The organism is Collinsella sp. AM40-7AC (genome assembly GCF_003468125.1).
GTDB classification, from domain to species: Bacteria; Actinomycetota; Coriobacteriia; order Coriobacteriales; family Coriobacteriaceae; genus Collinsella; species Collinsella aerofaciens_O.
The window spans coordinates 221,449-240,782 of the sequence record NZ_QSGK01000002.1 but is presented as its reverse complement, the minus strand read 5'-3'; the positions used below and the strand labels follow the sequence as shown (position 1 = coordinate 240,782).

Here is a 19,334-nt window from a genome sequence, read left to right as displayed (position 1 = left end):
CACGGCGGCCACCGGGCCGCGCACGACCTAGTCAGACACGGTAGTAAGGGACATCATGCAATCTGTTAAAAAAGCCGCATCCATCGCACTGAGCGTCGTCATGTGGATCATCATCCTGGTAGCGGCCCTGTACGCGTTCACCACGCTCGCCACGCGCGAGGACGGCAGTGTCTCGGACATCGCCGGCTTCACCCCGCTCGCCGTGCAGTCCGACTCCATGGCGCCCACGTTTAACAAGGGCGACCTCATCGTCATCCAAAAGTGCGACACCTCTAAGCTCGAGGTGGGCGACATCGTGACGTTCCACACCATCATCGACAACGAGTACGCGCTCAACACGCACCGCATCGCCGCCATCGACGAGGTCAACGGCATGCGCAGCTTTACCACCAAGGGCGATAACAACGACGTGGCCGATACGCACATCATCAGCGACGGAGACATCGTTGGTAAGTACCTGTTCGCGTTGCCGCAGATGGGCAAGGTCATGGACTTCCTGTCCAGCTCTATGGGCTTCCTCATCGTGATTGTCCTGCCCATGCTGCTGTTCTTTATCTACCAGGTGTATCACCTTATCGTGGTGGGCATGAACCTTAAGCGCGCTATGGCCGAGGAAGACCGCCTGGCCGCCGCGGCTGCCATCGTGGATGCCGAGGGCAAGGGTGACACCGCCACCGTTGCCGCCGATAACGCCGCCGAGCAGCTCGCCCAGGCCGAGGCCAAGCTCGAGGAAGCCCGTCGTCTGAAGGCCGAGGCCGAGGCGGCGATGAACGCGACCAAGCAGGAGGATACCGACGGTGAGTGAGTTTCTGGGATTTGCCTGGGAGCTGCTGGCAAAGGTTGTCTACAACGTCGTTGCCGTTGTGAGCTCCATCCTTAACCTGCTGGTGTTTGGCTGGGTTGAGTACTTCAACATCTTTATGACCTACTTCACCACGTTTGACCTGGTGGGCAAGATCGGCGCGGTCATTCTGTTTGCCATGCTCATCGCGGTCCCCGTGCTGATCGTGGCCATCCTGGTCTACCGCTACCGTATCAACCGCCGCCTGCATCGCGACGACACGTCCAACAAGGCGCTCTATCGCGAGATCGGCCGCCTGAACAAGCAGGTACTCGACCTCATGGACGAGAAGAACAAGCTGCTGGCGCTCAAGGTCAATGCCATGGGCGGTACCAAGCAGATTCCGTACGTGGGTGCCTCGGCTCTTGCCGACGACCACCTGCCCACGGTGGGCAACGTGGTGGGCGCCGCTGCGGGCGCCGGTGCGCCTGCGGGCGAGGGCGCACCGGCGACGGCCGTCATGTCGGGCAACGCGTCGCTCGCGCTCGATGGCGCGGGCGTCAAGGACGCCGCGGCCGCCATGGCCAAGGCCACCGTCGAGGCCAAGACCCTTGCCGAGGAAAAAGAAATCGCCCAGGCCAACCGCTTCCCCAAGCTGTCCCTGGTGGACCTTAAGTACCGCGACTGGGAAACGCCGGTCTACGACGATGCCATCTCTCTGGAGGACTTTGTCGACAGCTTCCGCGCGTTTGCGTGCAGCCAGATGAAGCTCTACTACACGCCCGAAATCATCCGCCGCTTTGTGGCCGGCATGGCCGCCTCCAAGCTGCTGATCCTGGAGGGCATCTCGGGTACCGGTAAGACGTCGCTGCCCTACAGCTTTAGCCGCTACCTGGACAACCCCGCGACCATCGTGTCGGTGCAGCCGAGCTTTCGCGACCGCACCGAGGTACTCGGCTACTTTAACGAGTTTTCCAAGCGCTTTAACGAGACCGAGTTCCTCCGTGCCGTGTACGAGGCGGGCCTTCGCCAGGACCCGTCCATGATCGTGCTCGACGAGATGAACCTCGCCCGCGTGGAGTACTACTTTGCCGAGATCCTATCGGTGCTCGAGATGCCCAGCCACGACGAGTGGGTGCTCGACCTGGTGCCCACCCAGTGGGCCGCCGACCCCAAGGGCCTGCACGACGGCAAGCTCACCATCCCCGACAGCCTGTGGTTCATCGGCACGGCCAACAACGACGACTCCACCTTTACCATCACGGACAAGGTGTACGACCGCGCGATCCCCATCGAGCTCAACGAGCGTGCCGACGCGTTTGAGTGCGAGCCGCACGAGCGCGTGCACGTGACGGCCGACCACCTGCAGTATCTGTTCCAGAAGGCCAAGGTTGAGTACGTGATCGACGACGAGCTGCTCCAGAAGATGCACAAGCTGGACCAGTACCTGCAGACTCGCTTTAAGCTGGCCTTTGGTAACCGTATCATCAAGCAGATGTACGACTTTATCCCCGTGTACGTGGCGTGCGGCGGCACCGAGCTGGGCGGCATGGACTACATCATCGCCCGCAAGGTGCTCAAGAAGTTTGAGTCCATGAACGTGAGCTTTGTGCGCGACGAGATGAAGGGCCTAATCGAGTACATCGAGAAGACCTTTGGCGAGGGCGGACTGCCCGATTCCGTCATGTACCTGCAGCGGATCCAGAACTTCTACTAATGCTATAAGTGCGGGGCGGCGTGATGCCGCCCCGCCCCTTTCCGATCGATCCAATCTATGGAGTAACCCATGTCCGAGACCATTCACGACCTCTATACCAGCTTCTCCGAGCAGATGGAGCCCATCCAGGAGGACAGCCGCTACTTCCGCTATCTGTTTGAGATGGCGCAGGCCTCGGGCACTACGATCGAGCAGCAGCGCGAGGAGCTCGTCAAGGTGGTGGACGAGGAATGGATCAGCATGATCGAGGACTCGCTCGACGCCATCAACACCATTATCGAAAAGCCGCGCCGCTTCATCACCACCGAGGAAGAGGTGGTGCCGGTCTCGCTCGCCAAAAAGATCAGCGCCGACAGTGTCCGTCACCTGAGCCAGAACACGCAGTTCCTGGCGCCGAGCGAGGACGGCAGTGTCCACCCTACGCGCATCCTCAACGTCAATACCGTCGAGACGTATGACCTGTATGAGAACCGCTTTATCTACCACCTGATTCAGCGCCTGCTGACGTTTGTGGACAAGCGTACCGACGTGATCTTCTGGTCGACGGGCAACGAGATCCGCAACCGCTTTAAGATGCACAGCAAGATCGACGATGCGTACGAAGAGATCGAGTACAACGTCGAGATGACGGTCAAGAACCGCCAGAGCTTTGCCGAGAACGACGCCGACAACATGGACGTCTTTATGCGCATCGACCGCGTGCGCCGCCTGGTCATGGCGCTGCGTGGCGCGTCGTTCTGCCAGATCATGAACGGCTGCAGCGCGGTCCGCAGCCCCATCCAGCGCACCAACCTCATCATGAAGGATCCCAACTACCGCAAGTGTTACCAGCTGTGGCTGTTTATGGAACGCTACGACAAGGTGGGCTACAACATCGACGTGCAGCAGCAGGCGCTGGCGTTCGATGACGAGTACATGGTGCAGATGTACACCAACCTCATTAACAACTACACCGTCTTTAAGAGCCTGACCGACGACGAGCGCAACCTGCAGGAGCTCGAGAGCGTGCAACACGCGCCGGTGGCGCCCAAGTTTATTAAGGAGATTCAGGAGGTGCAGGTCGATAGCCCCGACCTGCCCGATGTCGAGGTCCGTCGCGTGTTTGTGGAGGAGGTCACGCAGGCCCAGCTCGATGCCGAGCAGGCGCTGGCCGAGGCGCGCGAGCAGATCGAGGAGCTGCAGGGGCAGCTTAAGTCTTGGAAGGTTCAGGCCCATGCGCTGACCGACGAGCGCGACGACCTGGCCGACGAGCTGGACGAGGCAAAGACGCGCGAGCTGGCGTTGACGCAGCGCGCTCAGATGGCCGAGGCTGATGTTGAGGAGCTGCGCGCTTCGCTGGAGGATGTCGAGGCGGGCAAGAAAGCTGCCGAGGCCGACGCTGTCGAGGCGCGTGAGACCGCGGCAGCGCAGCTGGCGCAGATGCGCGCCGAGGCCGATGCCGAGGTCACGGCCGCTCGCGCCGATGCCGATGCCAAGATTGCTGCCGCCAAGCTGCAGGTCGAGGAAGTACAGCTGACGGCCGAGCGCGATGCCCGCGCCGCGCAGGAGGCGGCCGATGCCGCCGCTGCTGTAGTGGAGCAGAAGCTCGCCGACACCGTTGCCGCGGCCGAGGCGAAGGTCTCCGCTGCTCAGCAGGCCGCCGATGCCGCGATCGATGCCGCCCGCGCCGCCGCCGACTCTGCTGTTGAGCGGGCTGCGGTGGATGCCAACGAAAAGGTCGCCACCGCTGCCGCCGAGCGCGACGCCGCCGCGCGTGCCGCCGAGGAAGCTCGTGCCGATGCCGATGCGCGCATTGCCGCCGCCGGGCTCGAGGCCGGGGAGCGCATCGAGCAGGAGGTCGCTGCCGTTCGCACCGCTTGCGAGCGCGAGGTCGAAGCCGCTCGCGCGGAGATGCAGCAGCGCCTGGATGCACTGGCGCAAGAACTGGAGCAGGCCGAGCGCAATCGCGAGCGTGCCGAGCGCCGCGCCGAGGGCAACAGCCTGTCGCGCTATCTGCTGGCCCGCCTGCGCGGCGAGGCTGCCGAGGGCGTGGCCGCCGCGCCTGACGAGGATGGCGCTTCTGCGACGGATGCCACCGAGGCCGAGGTCGCTGCCGACCCCGAGACTTCCGCAAAGGACGCCGACAAGTGATGAAGCACGTGCTCCGCGTGATCAACGTGCTGGCGACCGTGGTGATCCTGGTCGCCTTTGTGGTGTTGCTGCGCACGGTGTTCACGCCCGCCGGCGAGATCCCCACCATCATGGGCTACGGCTTTATGCGTACGCTGACCGGCTCGATGGAGCCGGCGATTCCCGTGCATTCGTTTATCGTCGTCGATACCGACAACAGCCAGGTCTACCAGGCGGGCGATATCATCACCTTCCATTCGTCCGATGACGCGCTGGAGGGTTCGCTCAACACGCACCGTATCGTATCCGTGGAGGCCGCGTCCGACGGCTCGCTGGTCTATCACACTAAGGGCGATGCCAATCCGGTCGAGGACGCCGCGCCCGTGCCCGCCGCCGATGTGGTGGGCCGCGTGGTCTTTGTCTCGGCAGGCCTGGGCGTGGTGGTGTCGCTGCTCACCAACCCGCTGCTGTTCTTTCCGTTTATCGTGGTGCCGTTGACTGTGCTGCTGGTGCTCGAGATTCGCCATATGGTTAAAGCCACGCAAGAGGTGGCGCGTGCCGAGGACGAGGCCGCCCTGCGTGCTGCCGTGGAGCAGATTCGCGAAAAGCGCCGTCGCGAGCAGGAAGGCCAGGACAGCGACAAGGAGCAGGGCGACGGTGGGCATGCTGAGGGGAGTGCGAAAGCCGACCCCGGTGCCCTCGACGATTCCAACCGCTCGGCATAGTGCGTCTGTGCCTTTCGTCCCTGCAATTTGGACGCCTATAGATGTTCCGAATCATCCGCTTTTTCATACCAATATTCGTGCTACAGTTTGAGCGCTTTGTTGCCAATTGATTTCGGGGGAGCGGAATGGAACAGGAGCGCTCGGCGCAGCGTGCATGCGAAAAGGCTTCGGTGCCGATGACGGCGGCGTCCAATTTTGTCGTGCCCGAGGGGACTGACGAGCTGAGCCGCAGCACCCGCCGTGCATGGCGCGACCGCCTCAACGACGCCCAGACGCGCAAGATGGCCTTGGGTGTGCTCGCCGCGGCTGCCGGCGGAACGTTCTGGGGCTTTTCTGGCACCTGTGCCAGCTACCTCTTCCATGTTTGCCATATCGAGACGTTTTGGCTCATGAGCGTGCGCCAGGTTTGTGCTGGCCTGCTCTTTATGCTCGTCGTGCTCAAAAAGGATCGCGACCGCTTGGTTAAACTGTGGACCACCCCCGCCGACCGCAAGCAGCTCATCCTATTTACGATTTTTGGCCTGCTGTTCAACCAGCTTTGCTATCTGTCAGCCGTGCGCCTGACCAACGCGGGCACCGCGACCGTCTTTCAGTGTCTGCAGTTGGTGGTCGTCATGGGGTATGCCTGCGTCACCGCGCATCGACTGCCGCGCACGCGCGAGGCGCTTGGCATTTTGCTCGCCTTAGGCGGAACGTTTTTAATTGCCACGGGCGGCGACCCTAGTACGCTCAGTATCTCGCCAATGGGCCTGCTCGCGGGCCTTTTGTGCGCAGTGGGCGGTGCCTGCATAGCAATCATCCCTGCCGGAATCCTCAACAAATACGGTAGCCCGGTCGTCACGGGCTCGGCCATGCTTTCGGCGGGAATCGTGATGAGCATCTTTACCCAGCCGTGGGCCCACGTACCGGCGCTCGAGCCCTCGGGCGTCGTCGCGCTCGCGGTGTTCATCGTGGTCGGATCGTTCTTTGCCTATATGTTCTACATGCAGGGCGTTAAGGAGATTGGCTCGGTGCGCGCGAGCCTTCTTGGAACCATGGAGCCGGTTTCGGCCACCATCACCAGCGCCCTTATGCTGGGAACGGTGTTTTTGCCCACCGACCTGGCGGGCTTTGCCATGATTATCGCGATGGTGTTTTTGACGGTGTAGCTGGCGCCGCCGCCAGGACGGAAAAGGTGTTGTGCCGCATTTTCGCCAATTGATGTCCGTGTCTGGAGTTTAGCTGTCGATGCTCAAAATGCCATAAACTAGTAACGTTATGGACTTTTTCATTGCGACTCAATTGCGAGGATTTCTTTATGGCTGGTAATCACTTTAAGGGCAGCGATAGCGGCCGTCCTGCAGTTCCGCCGCGTCCGAACGGGGCTGGTAAGGCCGGCACGCCGGGCGGCGCTGGACAGGGCGGTTCCGGTAAGCGCGTGTCCCCGGGCGAGACGGCGATGTTTACCGCTCTGTACGAGCAGTCTCAAAAGGCAAAAAAGACCGGCCGTGCAAGAGGGAATGTCTTTGCGGGCGGTGCAACCTCCGCGTCGCAGCCGAGCGGGGCTCCTTCGGTACCTGCGAACAACGCAGGTGCTGCCAACGCCGCAAATGCCGCCGGCAACGTTAATGCCGGCAAGGCCGCCAACAATACTCCCTCTGCCGGTGGCGCGGGGCTTACGGGTAACCTTGGTACGATTTACACCGGTGCCTCCGAGACTGGCACGTTCGCCCGCCTGGATGATAGCGGTGCCGAGTTTGCGGGCTCGGGTTCCAAGGAAGATTATTACGATTTTGGCTTGAACTACGGTAGCGACGCTTCGTCGAGTTCGACCTCTGACGGTCTGGTCCGTCATCGCCATCGCAAGGGCGAGCGCAAAAAGCGTCACACCGGCGCCATTGTTGCCGCTGTGGTCGCGGTGCTTCTCGTTGCGCTTGGCGCAAGCGGCTTTATGCTGCTTAACTCGGCAAAGACCGTAAAGAGCGAAGCGAAGGAGGCTGTCGAGATCGTCGGTGGCCTTAAGGACAAGGTCACGTCGGGCGATTTTTCGACGCTGCCTGACGACGCGAAGAAGATCGATGAGCTCTGCGACAGCATGAAGGCGGAGACCTCGAGCCCGCTGTGGACGGCGGCTTCGTTTATTCCGGTGTATGGCGGCGACATCAATGCGGCCCGCACCATGATCGACGCCCTGTCCGATGTCTCGAGCAACGCGCTGGTTCCCATGGCCGACAACCTTTCGCAGGCCACGCCCGGCAAGTTGTTTCAGGACGGCATGATTAACGTGTCCGCGCTGCAGGCCGTTGCCGATTCGCTTTCCGATAGCTCAAAGGTGTTCAAGAGCGCCAACGAGAAGGTCCAGGGCATTGGCGATACTCATATTTCCCAGGTGACCGAGCTGGTCGATAAGGCCAAGGACGGCTTTGCCACCCTCAACGGCGCGGTTGACGCGGCGGAGAAGGTCGCCCCCGTCCTTCCCCAGATGCTCGGCGCCAACGGCCAGACGCGCAACTACCTTGTGTACGCCATGAACAACGTCGAGATTCGTGCCTGCGGCGGCTTTGGCGGTTCGCAGGGCCTGATTTCGGTCACCGACGGCCAGATGTCGATTGGCGAGTTTGTTCCCCGCATTGGACTCAGCGAGGATGAGGCAGTCGAGAGCGTCGACGAAGAGGATGAGGCGCTGTTCGGCAACCACAGTAACCTGTACAACTCGGGCAATACCTATTCGCCTGATTGGCCCCGCAACTCGCAGCGTGTCGCAGCCCTGTGGAAATCTCAATATGGCCAGGACGTTGACGGCGTCGTGGGTATCGACCCGGTGTTCCTGCAGTATCTGCTGGGCCTGGTCGGTAACGTGTCGCTGCCCGACGGAACGGTTGTCGACGGCACCAACGCCGCAAAGGTCCTCATGCACGATGTGTACTGGAACTATCCGGTCGAGGAGTCGGACGGTATCTTTGCGGCTGTTGCCAGCGCCGCCTTCGACAAGATCCTTGGCGGTATCGGCGATGTCGATGTTACGAAGCTTGTCAGCGCCGTTGAGCGCGGTGCCGAAGAGGGCCGCCTGATCGCGTGGATGAAAAACGATGACGAGCAGAACGCTATCAAGGAGATGAACATCGACGCCTCGCTGCCCGATCCGGATGACCCGAGTGAAGATCCCGTTGCTGGTGTCTACTTTAACAACCTGAGCTTCTCCAAGCTCGACTGGTACCTGAATGCCGATACGCAGATTGGCCAGGGCATCAAGAACGGTGACGGCACATGCTCGTATCGCATCACCGTTACCCTGACGAACATCATGACGCAGGAGGAGGCCGGCAAGCTGCCCGACTACGTCGCGGCGAGCGCGCCTGATGCCGCGCGCGACGACGAACGTCTGAATGTCTCGTTGTTTGCCCCGACGGGCGGCAACATTACTGGCCTGACCGTCGAGGGCACCCAGTTTGGTCTTGGCGCCGCTACGTGGCATGGAATCCCCTTCTATTCGGGCACCGTTGACCTGCATGCTGGCGAGACGACGACGATCACATATACGCTGACCACGTCAGCCGAGGCGGGGGACAAGCCGCTTACGCTGCGTCAGACTCCTACATGCCAGGCGGCTCGCGACAGCGCGTCGGCGTAGGGTTTTTCTGGTAGCGCAGATAATCGAGTACCATTTTGGGGCGGACAGGCAATCTGTTCGCCCCTATTTTGTAAGGAGAGCGCATGAAGTACTTTGGCACCGACGGCTTTCGCGGTGAGGCTAACGTTGGGCTGACGGTAGAGCACGCTTATAGGATTGGCCGTTTTGTGGGCTGGTATTACGGCGCCAACCGCGAGCGCAAGGCGCGCGTCATCGTGGGTAAGGACACGCGTCGCTCGAGTTATATGTTCGAGGCGGCGCTGGTGAGTGGCCTGGTCGCGAGCGGTGCGGACGCCTATATGCTGCACGTGATCCCCACGCCGGGCGTAGCGCATCAGACCGTGGAAGGCTGCTTCGATTGCGGCATCATGATCAGCGCGAGCCACAACCCGTTTTGCGATAACGGCATTAAGCTCGTCAATAGCGACGGTTTTAAGATGGACGAGGACGTACTGGAGCTCATCGAGGACTGCGTCGATGGCAAGAGCGAGGTGCCGCTGGCCACGGGCAACCACATCGGCGCCACGGTGGACTACATGCAGGGCCGCAACCGCTACATTGCCTCGCTCATCGCCAGCGCGAACTATTCGCTGCAGGGCGTCAAGATCGGCATCGACTGCGCCAACGGCTCGGCGTCCTCGGTGGCCAAGCCGGTGTTCGACGCGCTGGGCGCCGACGTGCGCGTGATCAATGCCGCGCCCGATGGTTTTAACATCAACGTCGACTGCGGCTCCACGCATATGGAGCGTCTGCAGCGCCACGTGGTGGAGCAGGGCCTGGACGTGGGCTTTGCCTATGACGGCGATGCCGACCGCTGCCTGGCCGTGGACGAGCGCGGGCGCGTGGTCGATGGCGACCAGATCCTGTACGTGTGCGGCGTGTACCTGAACAAGCACGGTCGCCTTTCGGGCGGTACCGTGGTTCCGACGATTGCCAGCAACTTTGGCCTGATCAAGTCGTTGGAGCTTGCCGGCCTAAGTGCCGTGACCAGCGGTGTGGGCGACCGTCACGTGTATGCCAAGATGCGCGAGGGCGGTTACAGCCTAGGCGGCGAGCAGACGGGCCATACGATCTTTGGCGATATCGAGCGCACGGGCGACGGCATTATGACCTCGCTGCGCGTGATGGAAGTGATTCGTGCCGAGCGCGAGACGCTCTCGCAGCTCACGGCTCCGTGCAAGCTGCTGCCGCAGGCGCAGGTGGCCGTGCGCGTGGCGGACAAGGACGCCGCGCTCGAGAACATGGGCGTGCAGAACGCCATCGCCGAGGCCGAGGCTGCGCTGGCAGGCGAGGGCCGCGTGCTCGTACGCAAGAGTGGAACCGAGTCGGTTATCCGCGTGCTGGCCGAGGCACCCGACCAAGCATCCGCCGATGCCGCCATGAAGCGCATTGCCAACGCGTTCGAGGCTCTGTAGTTACGCGGTTTTACCAAACCGCGTAACTGCTCGACGCTGCAAACGCCCCTAAGCGGCAATCTGACGTTCAATTTCAAGGGCGCGACCAGAAGGTCAGCGCCCTTTCATTTCACGTCACCTTGCTCGCTTAGGGTCGTTTTCGCTGACGTTGCCAAGACATTGGCGTCAACATAGTTGGCGTTGGCGATGGCGTGCTGGTCAATCCTTACAGCTCGTACAGTGTGGTGAACTTGTCCTGCAGGTAGCTGCAGTAGTAGCGGGCGTCAAAGGCCATGCCGCAGGCGCCCTTGATGAGTTCCGGCGCGTCTTTGGCGCGGCCCCACTGCCAAATGTGCTCGCCCAGCCAGGCGCGGACGGGCGCCAGATCGCCGCTCGCGCAGGCACCGGTAAGGTCGACGCCGTCGCGGCACATGGCCGGCACAAACATGGCATCGTAGGCGCTACCCAGCGCATACGTGGGGAAGTAGCCAAACGAACCGCCGCTCCAATGCGTATCCTGCAGGCAGCCGTGCGTGTCGTCGGGAACGGGAATGCCCAGGTACTCGTCCATAAAGCGGTTCCAAAGCGCGGGGATGTCCTTGGCCGCAGCCTCGCCGGCAAACAGCATACGCTCAATCTGGTAGCGCACCATAATATGCAGCGGATAGGTGAGCTCGTCGGCCTCGGTGCGGATCAACGACGGCTGCGCGATGTTCACGGCGCGGTAGAGCGTGTCTTCGTCGACGTCGCCGTAGACCTCGGGCGCGTGACGACGCAGCACCTCGAGCAGCGGGCCCATAAAGGCGCGGCTGCGACCCACGGTGTTCTCGAAAAAGCGGCTCTGGCTCTCGTGGATGCCCATGGAGGTGCCGCCCTCCAGGCAGGTGCGCGCGTAGGCGGGATTGACGCCCAGCTCGTACATGGTGTGCCCCGCCTCGTGGATGATGCTGTAGACGTTGGAGATGCAGTCGTCCTCGTAGATGTGCGTCGCGATGCGCGCATCACCCACGGCAAAGCCCTCGCTAAACGGATGCTCGGTAAAGGCAAGCGTGGTGTCGTCCAGGTCCAGGCCGACAAGCTTCATAAGGTCGAAGCTCATGGCGCGCTGGGCAGCCTCGGGCACGTGGGCGTGCAAAAAGTCGGCAGCCGGCTGCTGGCCGCGCTCGCCGATGGCGTGCACGAGCGGCACGACCGTGGCCTTGACCTCGTCGCAAAACGCGTCGAAGCTCTTGGCGGAAAGGCCGCGCTCGTACTGGTCGAGCCAAACGTCGTATGGATCGCGCTTGGGGTCCATGAGCTCGGCCTGATGCTTAAGTTGGGCGACGATTCTATCCACATAGGTCTCAAAGCTCGCCCAGTCGTTGGCTGCCTTGGCCTTGCGCCACACGGCGTCCGCCTCGCAGGTGAGCCTGGTCCAGGCCTCGGCTTCTTCGGTGGGGATGGCACTGGCCTCACGTTGATCGCGGCCGAGCACACGGATCTCGTCGAGCAGCTGAGGGTCGTCGATTTTGCCGCCGGCGACGGTCTCGCGCGCTAACGAGCGTACGAGCTCAACGGACTTCTCGCTGGTCAGCAGCTTGTGATGCTCGCCGGCAAGCGTGCCCATGGCGTCGGCACGCGCTGCTGCGCCGTTGGCGGGGGCAATGGTCGCGCCGTCAAACTCGGCAATCTTGAGCAGGTACTCACGAGTCCACAGCTTGCCTTCGAGCTTGCGGAATTTTTTGACGGCCTTATCGACCTTCATGCCTTTGGATGTCTTGCCCGCTGCAGGCTCGGCCTTCTTATCGAGTTTCTTTCCCATACCATATCCTTGATCTCGTGAGCCGAGCGCTTCGGGTGGGCGCGCGGCCAGTTTGCACAGCTACCTGCCTTGTACCCAGTGCGAACAAAACGGAACGCGGCGATGCACACGCAGAATGTGTTATCCTATAGCCCAATGCGTTGACGGAGAGGGTTTTGCCCGCCGCGTCGCCGGCAAGAGAGGGAAGGTCATGGGCTGCGAGCCTTCCTGCGGTGACAAGGGCCAAGCGTTCACTCCCGAGCAGCGACCTCAACGGGCACGCGGCCAGCGGCGGCGAAGCCCCAGTAGGGAAGCCGTGAGCCTCGCGACAAGGGGCACAGAGTGGGCGCGGCGGGCCAGACATCCGCCGGGTCAAACAAGGTGGTACCGCGGAATTCAACCGTCCTTGGGCAATGCACATGCCCGAGGGCGGTTTTTTTGTTACCGAACCGGGCCGCACATCCGCAGCTCCGGGTGGCTCCAGCCGCCGCGGCAAGTGGATGCGCGAGAGACGAAAGGGAAGACATGAGTCTGATTGATGATCTGGTCAAACTCGAGGAAGAGGCCAAGGAGCTCGTCGCAGGCGCCGATGACGCCGCCAAGCTCGAGGCTGCGCGTGTTGAGCTGCTCGGTCGCAAGGGTCGTATCACCGGCTTGATGCGCATGATGGGCAAGCTCGCCCCCGAGGATCGTCCCGTGATGGGCAAGCGCGCCAACGAGATGCGCCAGCTGATCGAGGGCATGCTCGACGAGCGAAACACCGAGATGAAGGCCGCCGCCCTCAAGCGCGCACTCGAGCACGACGCCGTCGACATCACGCTGCCGGGCATCCGTCCGCAGATCGGCCACCAGCACCTGATCAAGCAAATCATCGAGGAGGCCGAGGACATCTTCTGCGGCATCGGCTACACCGTCGAGTCCGGCCCCATGGTCGACACCTCTTACTACAACTTCACCGCGCTCAACGCTCCCATGGATCACCCGAGCCGCTCGGCCCGCGATACCTTCTACGTGGTCGACAACAACCCCGGCAGCGTCGCGCACCCCGAGGCTCACGCCCACGGCGAGTCCGACGTGCTGCTGCGCACCCAGACTTCGGGCGTGCAGATCCACACTATGGAGTCGCAGAAGCCGCCCATCTACATGATCTGCCCGGGCACCGTCTACCGTCCCGACACGGCCGATGCCTGCCACCTGCCGCAGTTCAACCAGATCGAGGGCCTGGTCGTCGACGAGGGCATCACCTTCGGCGACCTGAAGGGCACGCTCGACTACTTTGTTAAGTGCATGTTTGGCGAGGACCGCAAGACGCGCTACCGCCCGCACTTCTTCCCCTTCACCGAGCCTTCCTGCGAGGTGGACGTGAGCTGCCACGTGTGCGGCGGTAAGGGCTGCAACTTCTGCAAGCACAGCGGCTGGATCGAGATCCTGGGCTGCGGCATGGTCGACCCCAACGTCCTCATCAACTGCGGCATCGACCCCGAGAAGTACACCGGCTTCGCCTTTGGCATTGGCGCCGAGCGCGTCGCGGCCCTGCGCTACGACCTGCCCGACCTCAGAACGCTCATGACAGGCGATATGCGTTTCTTGAATCAGTTCTAGGCTGCGGCTTGCCCAAGCACGGCACCTCGGCGCTCATTCGTCGCTTGCGTACCAAAGTACGCGGCACTCCTCTTTCGGGCCGATCTGCCGCACTTGGACAACCCTCGCTTTGTAAGGAATGTTCACAAAGTTGAAGTTTCCACCTGCATCTCTTCGCAGGCTTTCAGTATGAAAGGAGAGCTAGATGCGTGTTTCTTACGACTGGCTCAAGACCATGATCGATATTCCGGAGGATCCCAAGACCCTTTCGGACGAATATATCCGTACCGGCACCGAGGTCGAGGCGATCGATACCGTGGGCGAGTCCTTCGACCACGTGGTGACCGCCCAGGTGCTCACCAAGACCCCGCACCCCGATAGCGACCACATGTATGTGTGCTCGGTCGACGTGGGTGACAAGAACCTCGACGCCGACGGCAACCCCGCCCCGCTGCAGATTGTCTGCGGCGCGCAGAACTTTGAGGCCGGCGACCACATCGTCACGGCCATGATCGGCGCCGAGCTGCCCGGCGACATCAAGATCAAGAAGAGCAAGCTTCGCGGCGTCGTGTCCATGGGCATGAACTGCTCCGCGCGCGAGCTCGGCTTGGGCGGCGACCACTCCGGCATCATGATCCTGCCCGAGGATACGCCCTGCGGCATGCCGTTTGCCGAGTACGTGGGCTCGAGCGACACCGTGCTCGACTGCGAGATCACGCCCAACCGCCCCGACTGCCTGTCCATGATCGGCATGGCTCGCGAGACCGGCGCCATCTTCGACCGCGATTTCCACGTTGAGCTGCCCGCCATCAAGGCCGAGACCGGCCGCGCGACGGACGACGAGCTTTCGGTCGAGATTGCCGACGAGGGGCTGTGCGACCGCTATGTCGCCCGCATCGTGCGCAACGTGAAGGTCGGCCCGTCGCCCGACTGGATGGTCAAGCGCCTCAACGCCCTGGGCGTGCGTCCGCACAACAACATCGTCGACATCACCAACTACGTGATGATGCTCACCGGTCAGCCGCTGCACGCCTTTGACCTGGACACCTTTGCCGAGCGCGAGGGCCATCGCCGCGTGGTGGTTCGCGCCGCCCAGCAGGACGAGAAGTTCACGACCCTCGACGGCGAGGAGCGCACGCTCGACGCCGGCATGGGTCTCATCACCGACGGCGAGCGTCCCGTGGCGCTGGCCGGCGTTATGGGCGGCATGGATTCCGAGATTGAGGACGACACCGTCGACGTGATGGTCGAGAGTGCCTGCTTCAATGCCGGTCGCACCTCGCACACCAGCCGCGACCTGTCGCTGATCTCCGACGCCTCCATCCGCTTTGAGCGTCAGGTCGACGAGACCGGCTGCGTGGATGTGGCCAACGTGGCCTGCGCGCTCATCGAAGAGATCGCCGGCGGCGAGGTTGCTCCCGGCTATGTCGACGTGTTCCCCGCGCCCAAGACCATCGATAGCATCAAGCTGCGCTTGGCCCGCGTGCACGCCATCTGCGGCGCCGACATCGAGCCCGACTTTATCGAGCGCTCGCTCACCCGCCTGGGCTGCACCGTCGAGCGCGACGGCGACGACTTTATGGTCACTCCGCCGAGCTTCCGCCCCGACCTGCCGCGCGAGATTGACCTGATCGAGGAGGTCCTGCGCCTATGGGGCATGGGCCGTGTGACGGCGACCATCCCGGCTGCCAAGAACCACATCGGCGGCCTGACCCGCGAGCAGAAGCTCACCCGCAAGGTCGGCGAAATCCTGCGCGCCTGCGGCCTCAACGAGACCACGACTTTTGGCTTTGCCGCCCCGGGCGACCTGGAGAAGATCGGCATGTCCACCGAGGGCCGCGGCTGCCCCGTGGTGCTCATGAACCCGCTGGTAGCCGAGCAGACCGAGATGCGTCGTTCGCTGCTGCCGGGCCTGTTGCAATCCGTGGCCTATAACGAGGCCCACGGCACGCCCAACGTGCACCTGTACGAGGTCGGCAGCCTGTTCCACGGTCGCGAGAACGCCAGCCTGCCCAAGGAGACCAAGTCCGTGGCGGGTGTGCTCTCGGGCCAGTGGAGCGAGCAGTCCTGGAACATGAAGTACCGCAAGCTGCGCTTCTTCTTTGGCAAGGGTATTGTCGAGGAGCTGCTCGCCCAGCTGCGCATCGAGAAGGTTCGCTTCCGTCCCGTCGAGGGCGAGAGCTATGCCTTCCTGCAGCCGGGTCGTGCTGCCGAGGTGCTCTCGGGCGGTACCGTGCTGGGCTGGGTTGGCGAGATCCACCCCGAGGCACGCGAGGCTATGGGCATTGACGAGGTCGTCGTTGCCTTTGAGCTCGATCTGGACAAGCTGATCAAGGGCGCCCGCAACCAGGAGAACTACCGTGAGTTCTCGCAGTACCCGGCCGTTGAGCACGACCTCGCTATCGTGGTCGACAACACTGTGACCTGCGAGGATCTTGAGCGTCGTATTACGAGTGCCGGAGGCAAGCTGCTCGAGGGCGTGCGCCTGTTCGACGTCTACCGCGATCCCATCCGCATCGGTGCGGGCAAGAAGTCCATGGCCTTCGCGCTTACGTATCGCTCCGACGACCACACGCTCACCAGCGAAGAGGTCGAGAAGGCGCACCAGAAGATCGTCACCAAGGTGTGCAAGGGTGTGAACGGCGAGGTCCGCGGCTAGGACTTGCGCTGGGAGCGTAGGGCCTGATGGCGGTTGCTGTGGGCTCCGCGTGACCGCGGTGTTCGGAAAAGGCATCGCTGAGCCTGCATATATGACACACGCATTACATAACGGCGTGCTGCTTTGTCGGCAGCGCGCCGTTTTGCTATGATAGCCCGCGGCGTGTTACGAATCTGGCAATGCGTAACACTGGCAAGGTGATTCAAGCGGCGTTGCAATTCTGTGCGCCGACAACCGGGAGGCGTATATGCACATTCCAGACAACTATCTGTCCCCGCAGACCGATGCCGTTATGGCGGTGGCGATGGTGCCCGTATGGGTTCACTGCATCAAGAAAGTGCGCGTCACGCTCGATCGCGAGCATATGGCCTTTCTGGGTATTTGCGCCGCATTCTCCTTCTTGCTCATGATGTTTAACGTTCCGCTGCCCGGTGGCACCACGGGTCACGCCGTTGGTGGTGCGCTCATCGCACTGCTGTTGGGTCCCGAGGCCGCTGCCATCGCGGTTTCGGTCGCGCTGGCGCTGCAGGCGCTGCTGTTTGGCGACGGCGGCATCCTGTCCTTTGGCGCCAACTGCTTTAACATGGCTTTCGTGCTGCCGTTTGCCGCTGCTATCGTGTTCCGTGCGCTCAACAGCCGTTTGCACGACAAGAGCTGGGGCACCTCGGTTTCGGCCATCGTAAGCGGCTGGGTCGGCCTGTGCCTGGCGGCCCTGTGCGCGGCGGTCGAGTTTGGTATTCAGCCCATGCTCTTTACTAACGCTTCGGGCGCGCCGCTGTACTGCCCCTTCCCGCTGTCCATTGCCATTCCGGCCATGATGATTCCGCATATGTTGGTTGCCGGCGTGGTCGAGGGCGTGGCGACTGCCGCGATCTACGGCTTTATCAAGAAGACGGCGCCGAGCGTTATCGTCGGGCCCGAGGCCGTCGATGGCCAGCTTGCTGCCGAGGGTACAACCGCCAAGAAGACTTCCCTGATTCCCACGCTCATTCTGGTCGCCGTGCTTGTCGTGGCTACGCCGCTCGGCTTGCTCGCCACCGGTGACGCCTGGGGTGAGTGGGACGCCGAGGGCGCCGCGACCGCCGTTCAGGAGGCTGGCGACGACAGCCTGCAGGCTTCGGTCGGCCTCGACACCCCGACCTTTGCCGACGCCCTGCCCACGGGCGATTATCTGCAGGCCTATTCCGAGGAGCAGGGCCTTGGCTTTGCCGGCCAGGCTGCGATGTATATTCTTTCGGGCGTGATTGGCGTGGCGGTGCTCACCATCACATTCCGCCTGGTCTCGCTGACGGTCAAGGAAAGCGGTGCTCATGGCAATAGCCGAGCTGCCTAGTTGGCTTGCGGCCGAGGAGCGTTACGAGCCCGCGGGGGCTCGGCATCGTGTGATGCAAAAGAATGTCCTGCACCTGGCGAGCCTGCTTGAGCGGGTTCGCCTGGGTGGAGGCGCGCACGAGGGCGGGTCGATGGTCGACCGCGCCCTTTCTTGCGTTTCGGCTCCGGTGCGCCTGGTGGGGATGTTCGTTTGCGTCCTGTGCGTGTGTCTGACGCAGAGCCCGCTGTACCTCATGTTGATGGCGGCCATCGCGCTGGTGCTCGTTGCCGTGCGCCCCGTACGCGGGCTGCGTGCGACCTTTGTACCGGCGCTCGGCGCCACGGGGCTTGCGGTGGTTCTGGCACTGCCTGCCCTGCTGCTGGGCGCTTCTGCCGCGGGCGCCATGCTCAAGATCGCGCTCAAGACGTTCATTAACGTGTCGTTCGTGCTGGGCGTTTCGTGGACGCTCACCTGGAGCCGCATGTCGGCGGCGCTTAAGATGCTGCGCCTGCCCGACGAGGTCATCTTTACCTTTGATATGGCACTCAAGCATATCGAGGTGCTGGGACGCACGGCGCACGATCTGTGCGAATCGGTCATGCTGCGCAGCGTTGGCCGTGCGCCTGAGGGATTTTCGCGCACCGACTCGCTGGCGGGTATCATGGGCATGACCTTTATCAAGGCGATGGAGTGCAGCCACACGATGGACGAGGCTATGCTCTGCCGCGGCTTTGCCGGTGCGTACCCGGCGCCCGGGCGGAGCGGCTTTGGCTGGCGCGATGCGGTTTATGCGGCCGTCGTGGTGCTGCTCGCCGTGTTGTGCGTGGTGCTGTAGCGCGGGCGGCCGAGCCGTCGATGTGGATAGGGAAGGGCGACGTTTTGGCAAACGATACGAATGGCGTGATGGGCGCGAGCGGTGCTACTGGCGCCAAGAGCGTGCCGCTCATCGAGTTTCGCGACGTGGTGTTCTCCTATGCGGGGCATACGGTTGTCGATGGTGTGTCGCTGCAGGTCGATCGTGGTGAACTCGTTGCCCTACTCGGTCCCAACGGCTGCGGTAAGACGACGATTATGCGCCTTATCAACGGTCTTGAACTAGCGGACGCGGGTGCGTGCCTGTTTGACGGGCACGTGATCGATGCGGCATATCTCAAGGATTCCGCAGCCGCTCAGCGGTTCCATCAGCGCGTGGGCTTTGTGTTCCAGAATGCCGACGCCCAGCTGTTCTGCGCTACGGTGGGCGAGGAAGTTGCTTTTGGCCCCGCGCAGATGGGGCTGCCGACAGACGAGCTCGAGCGCCGCGTCCGCGATGCCATGGAGCTGTTCCAGGTTGCCGATCTGGTCGATGCCTCGCCCTATCAGCTTTCGGGCGGGCAAAAGAAGCGCGTTGCGCTGGCGGCAGTCGTATCGATGAACCCCGATATCCTAGTGCTCGATGAGCCCACCAACGGGCTCGATGAGGACTCGTGCGACATCGTAGTCAACTTTTTGCTGGCCTACGTTGCTGCCGGTAAGACGGTTTTGATGAGTACGCACCATCAAGATTTGGTGCGCCGCTTGGGGGCCCGTGCCATCTATATCGATCGATATCACCATGTGGTCGAGGCGCCTTCGCCGTCGTATGGAACCGAGAGCGGTGCTGCGGAATAGTTGCTGCGTAGAGGAT

Annotated in this window: 13 protein-coding genes; 12 read left to right on the top strand and 1 reads right to left on the bottom strand. The window is 62.6% G+C overall.

Annotated features, from left to right (window positions below):
* Positions 1–55: 55 nt before the first annotated feature.
* The 7 genes from DW892_RS02775 to glmM all read left to right on the top strand — a co-directional run bounded on the left by DW892_RS02775 (position 56) and on the right by glmM (position 10,357).
* On the top strand, positions 56–805 hold the full coding sequence (locus tag DW892_RS02775; protein WP_117765496.1) for a signal peptidase I: 750 nt from the start codon (positions 56–58) through the stop codon (positions 803–805).
* Positions 798–2,498: a hypothetical protein gene (locus DW892_RS02770; protein ID WP_117765494.1), complete on the top strand. Its 1,701-nt coding sequence runs from the start codon at positions 798–800 to the stop codon at positions 2,496–2,498. The genes DW892_RS02775 and DW892_RS02770 overlap by 8 nt, the downstream gene beginning before the upstream one ends.
* Before the next feature lie 69 nt (positions 2,499–2,567).
* Positions 2,568–4,628 (top strand): DUF2357 domain-containing protein, encoded by a 2,061-nt coding sequence (locus DW892_RS02765; RefSeq protein ID WP_117765492.1) that lies wholly within the window; start codon positions 2,568–2,570, stop codon positions 4,626–4,628.
* On the top strand, positions 4,628–5,332 hold the full coding sequence (locus DW892_RS02760) for a signal peptidase I (RefSeq protein WP_117765490.1): 705 nt from the start codon (positions 4,628–4,630) through the stop codon (positions 5,330–5,332). Before DW892_RS02765 ends, DW892_RS02760 begins: the two co-directional genes overlap by 1 nt.
* A 125-nt stretch (positions 5,333–5,457) precedes the next feature.
* A complete protein-coding gene (locus DW892_RS02755) occupies positions 5,458–6,480 on the top strand; it encodes a DMT family transporter (RefSeq protein WP_187364967.1) in 1,023 nt (340 codons plus the stop codon).
* A gap of 149 nt (positions 6,481–6,629) precedes the next feature.
* Positions 6,630–8,942: a DUF4012 domain-containing protein gene (locus DW892_RS02750; protein ID WP_117765488.1), complete on the top strand. Its 2,313-nt coding sequence runs from the start codon at positions 6,630–6,632 to the stop codon at positions 8,940–8,942.
* A gap of 83 nt (positions 8,943–9,025) precedes the next feature.
* Complete coding sequence (gene glmM / locus DW892_RS02745; protein WP_117765486.1) at positions 9,026–10,357, top strand: phosphoglucosamine mutase; 1,332 nt, start codon at positions 9,026–9,028, stop codon at positions 10,355–10,357.
* Between the two features lie 205 nt (positions 10,358–10,562).
* On the opposite strand, the gene DW892_RS02740 is transcribed toward glmM, so the two are convergent.
* Positions 10,563–12,137: a carboxypeptidase M32 gene (locus DW892_RS02740; RefSeq protein WP_117583829.1), complete on the bottom strand. Its 1,575-nt coding sequence runs from the start codon at positions 12,135–12,137 to the stop codon at positions 10,563–10,565.
* A 504-nt stretch (positions 12,138–12,641) separates the two neighbouring features.
* Here DW892_RS02740 and pheS point away from each other — a divergent pair.
* The 5 genes from pheS (at position 12,642) to DW892_RS02715 (ending at position 19,318) form a co-directional block, all read left to right on the top strand.
* Complete coding sequence (gene pheS, locus DW892_RS02735) at positions 12,642–13,718, top strand: phenylalanine--tRNA ligase subunit alpha (RefSeq protein ID WP_055250566.1); 1,077 nt, start codon at positions 12,642–12,644, stop codon at positions 13,716–13,718.
* Positions 13,719–13,902: 184 nt separating this feature from the next.
* Positions 13,903–16,356, top strand: coding sequence for a phenylalanine--tRNA ligase subunit beta (gene pheT, locus DW892_RS02730; RefSeq protein WP_117765484.1), 2,454 nt, complete (start codon positions 13,903–13,905; stop codon positions 16,354–16,356).
* Positions 16,357–16,603: 247 nt separating this feature from the next.
* Positions 16,604–17,689, top strand: coding sequence for a cobalt transporter CbiM (cbiM, locus tag DW892_RS02725; protein WP_117765482.1), 1,086 nt, complete (start codon positions 16,604–16,606; stop codon positions 17,687–17,689).
* Positions 17,667–18,503, top strand: coding sequence for an energy-coupling factor transporter transmembrane protein EcfT (locus tag DW892_RS02720; RefSeq protein ID WP_117765480.1), 837 nt, complete (start codon positions 17,667–17,669; stop codon positions 18,501–18,503). The genes cbiM and DW892_RS02720 overlap by 23 nt, the downstream gene beginning before the upstream one ends.
* Before the next feature lie 44 nt (positions 18,504–18,547).
* Positions 18,548–19,318, top strand: coding sequence for an energy-coupling factor ABC transporter ATP-binding protein (locus tag DW892_RS02715; protein WP_233546779.1), 771 nt, complete (start codon positions 18,548–18,550; stop codon positions 19,316–19,318).
* Positions 19,319–19,334 lie beyond the last annotated feature (16 nt).

Coding starts and splice junctions, on each gene's coding strand:
- DW892_RS02760 (WP_117765490.1), top strand. CDS start 4,628: ATGAAGCACGTGCTCCGCGTGATCAACGTGCTGGCGACCGTGGTGATC.
- DW892_RS02750 (WP_117765488.1), top strand. CDS start 6,630: ATGGCTGGTAATCACTTTAAGGGCAGCGATAGCGGCCGTCCTGCAGTT.
- DW892_RS02720 (WP_117765480.1), top strand. CDS start 17,667: ATGGCAATAGCCGAGCTGCCTAGTTGGCTTGCGGCCGAGGAGCGTTAC.
- glmM (WP_117765486.1), top strand. CDS start 9,026: ATGAAGTACTTTGGCACCGACGGCTTTCGCGGTGAGGCTAACGTTGGG.
- DW892_RS02765 (WP_117765492.1), top strand. CDS start 2,568: ATGTCCGAGACCATTCACGACCTCTATACCAGCTTCTCCGAGCAGATG.
- pheS (WP_055250566.1), top strand. CDS start 12,642: ATGAGTCTGATTGATGATCTGGTCAAACTCGAGGAAGAGGCCAAGGAG.
- cbiM (WP_117765482.1), top strand. CDS start 16,604: ATGCACATTCCAGACAACTATCTGTCCCCGCAGACCGATGCCGTTATG.
- DW892_RS02755 (WP_187364967.1), top strand. CDS start 5,458: ATGGAACAGGAGCGCTCGGCGCAGCGTGCATGCGAAAAGGCTTCGGTG.
- DW892_RS02775 (WP_117765496.1), top strand. CDS start 56: ATGCAATCTGTTAAAAAAGCCGCATCCATCGCACTGAGCGTCGTCATG.
- DW892_RS02740 (WP_117583829.1), bottom strand. CDS start 12,137: ATGGGAAAGAAACTCGATAAGAAGGCCGAGCCTGCAGCGGGCAAGACA.
- pheT (WP_117765484.1), top strand. CDS start 13,903: ATGCGTGTTTCTTACGACTGGCTCAAGACCATGATCGATATTCCGGAG.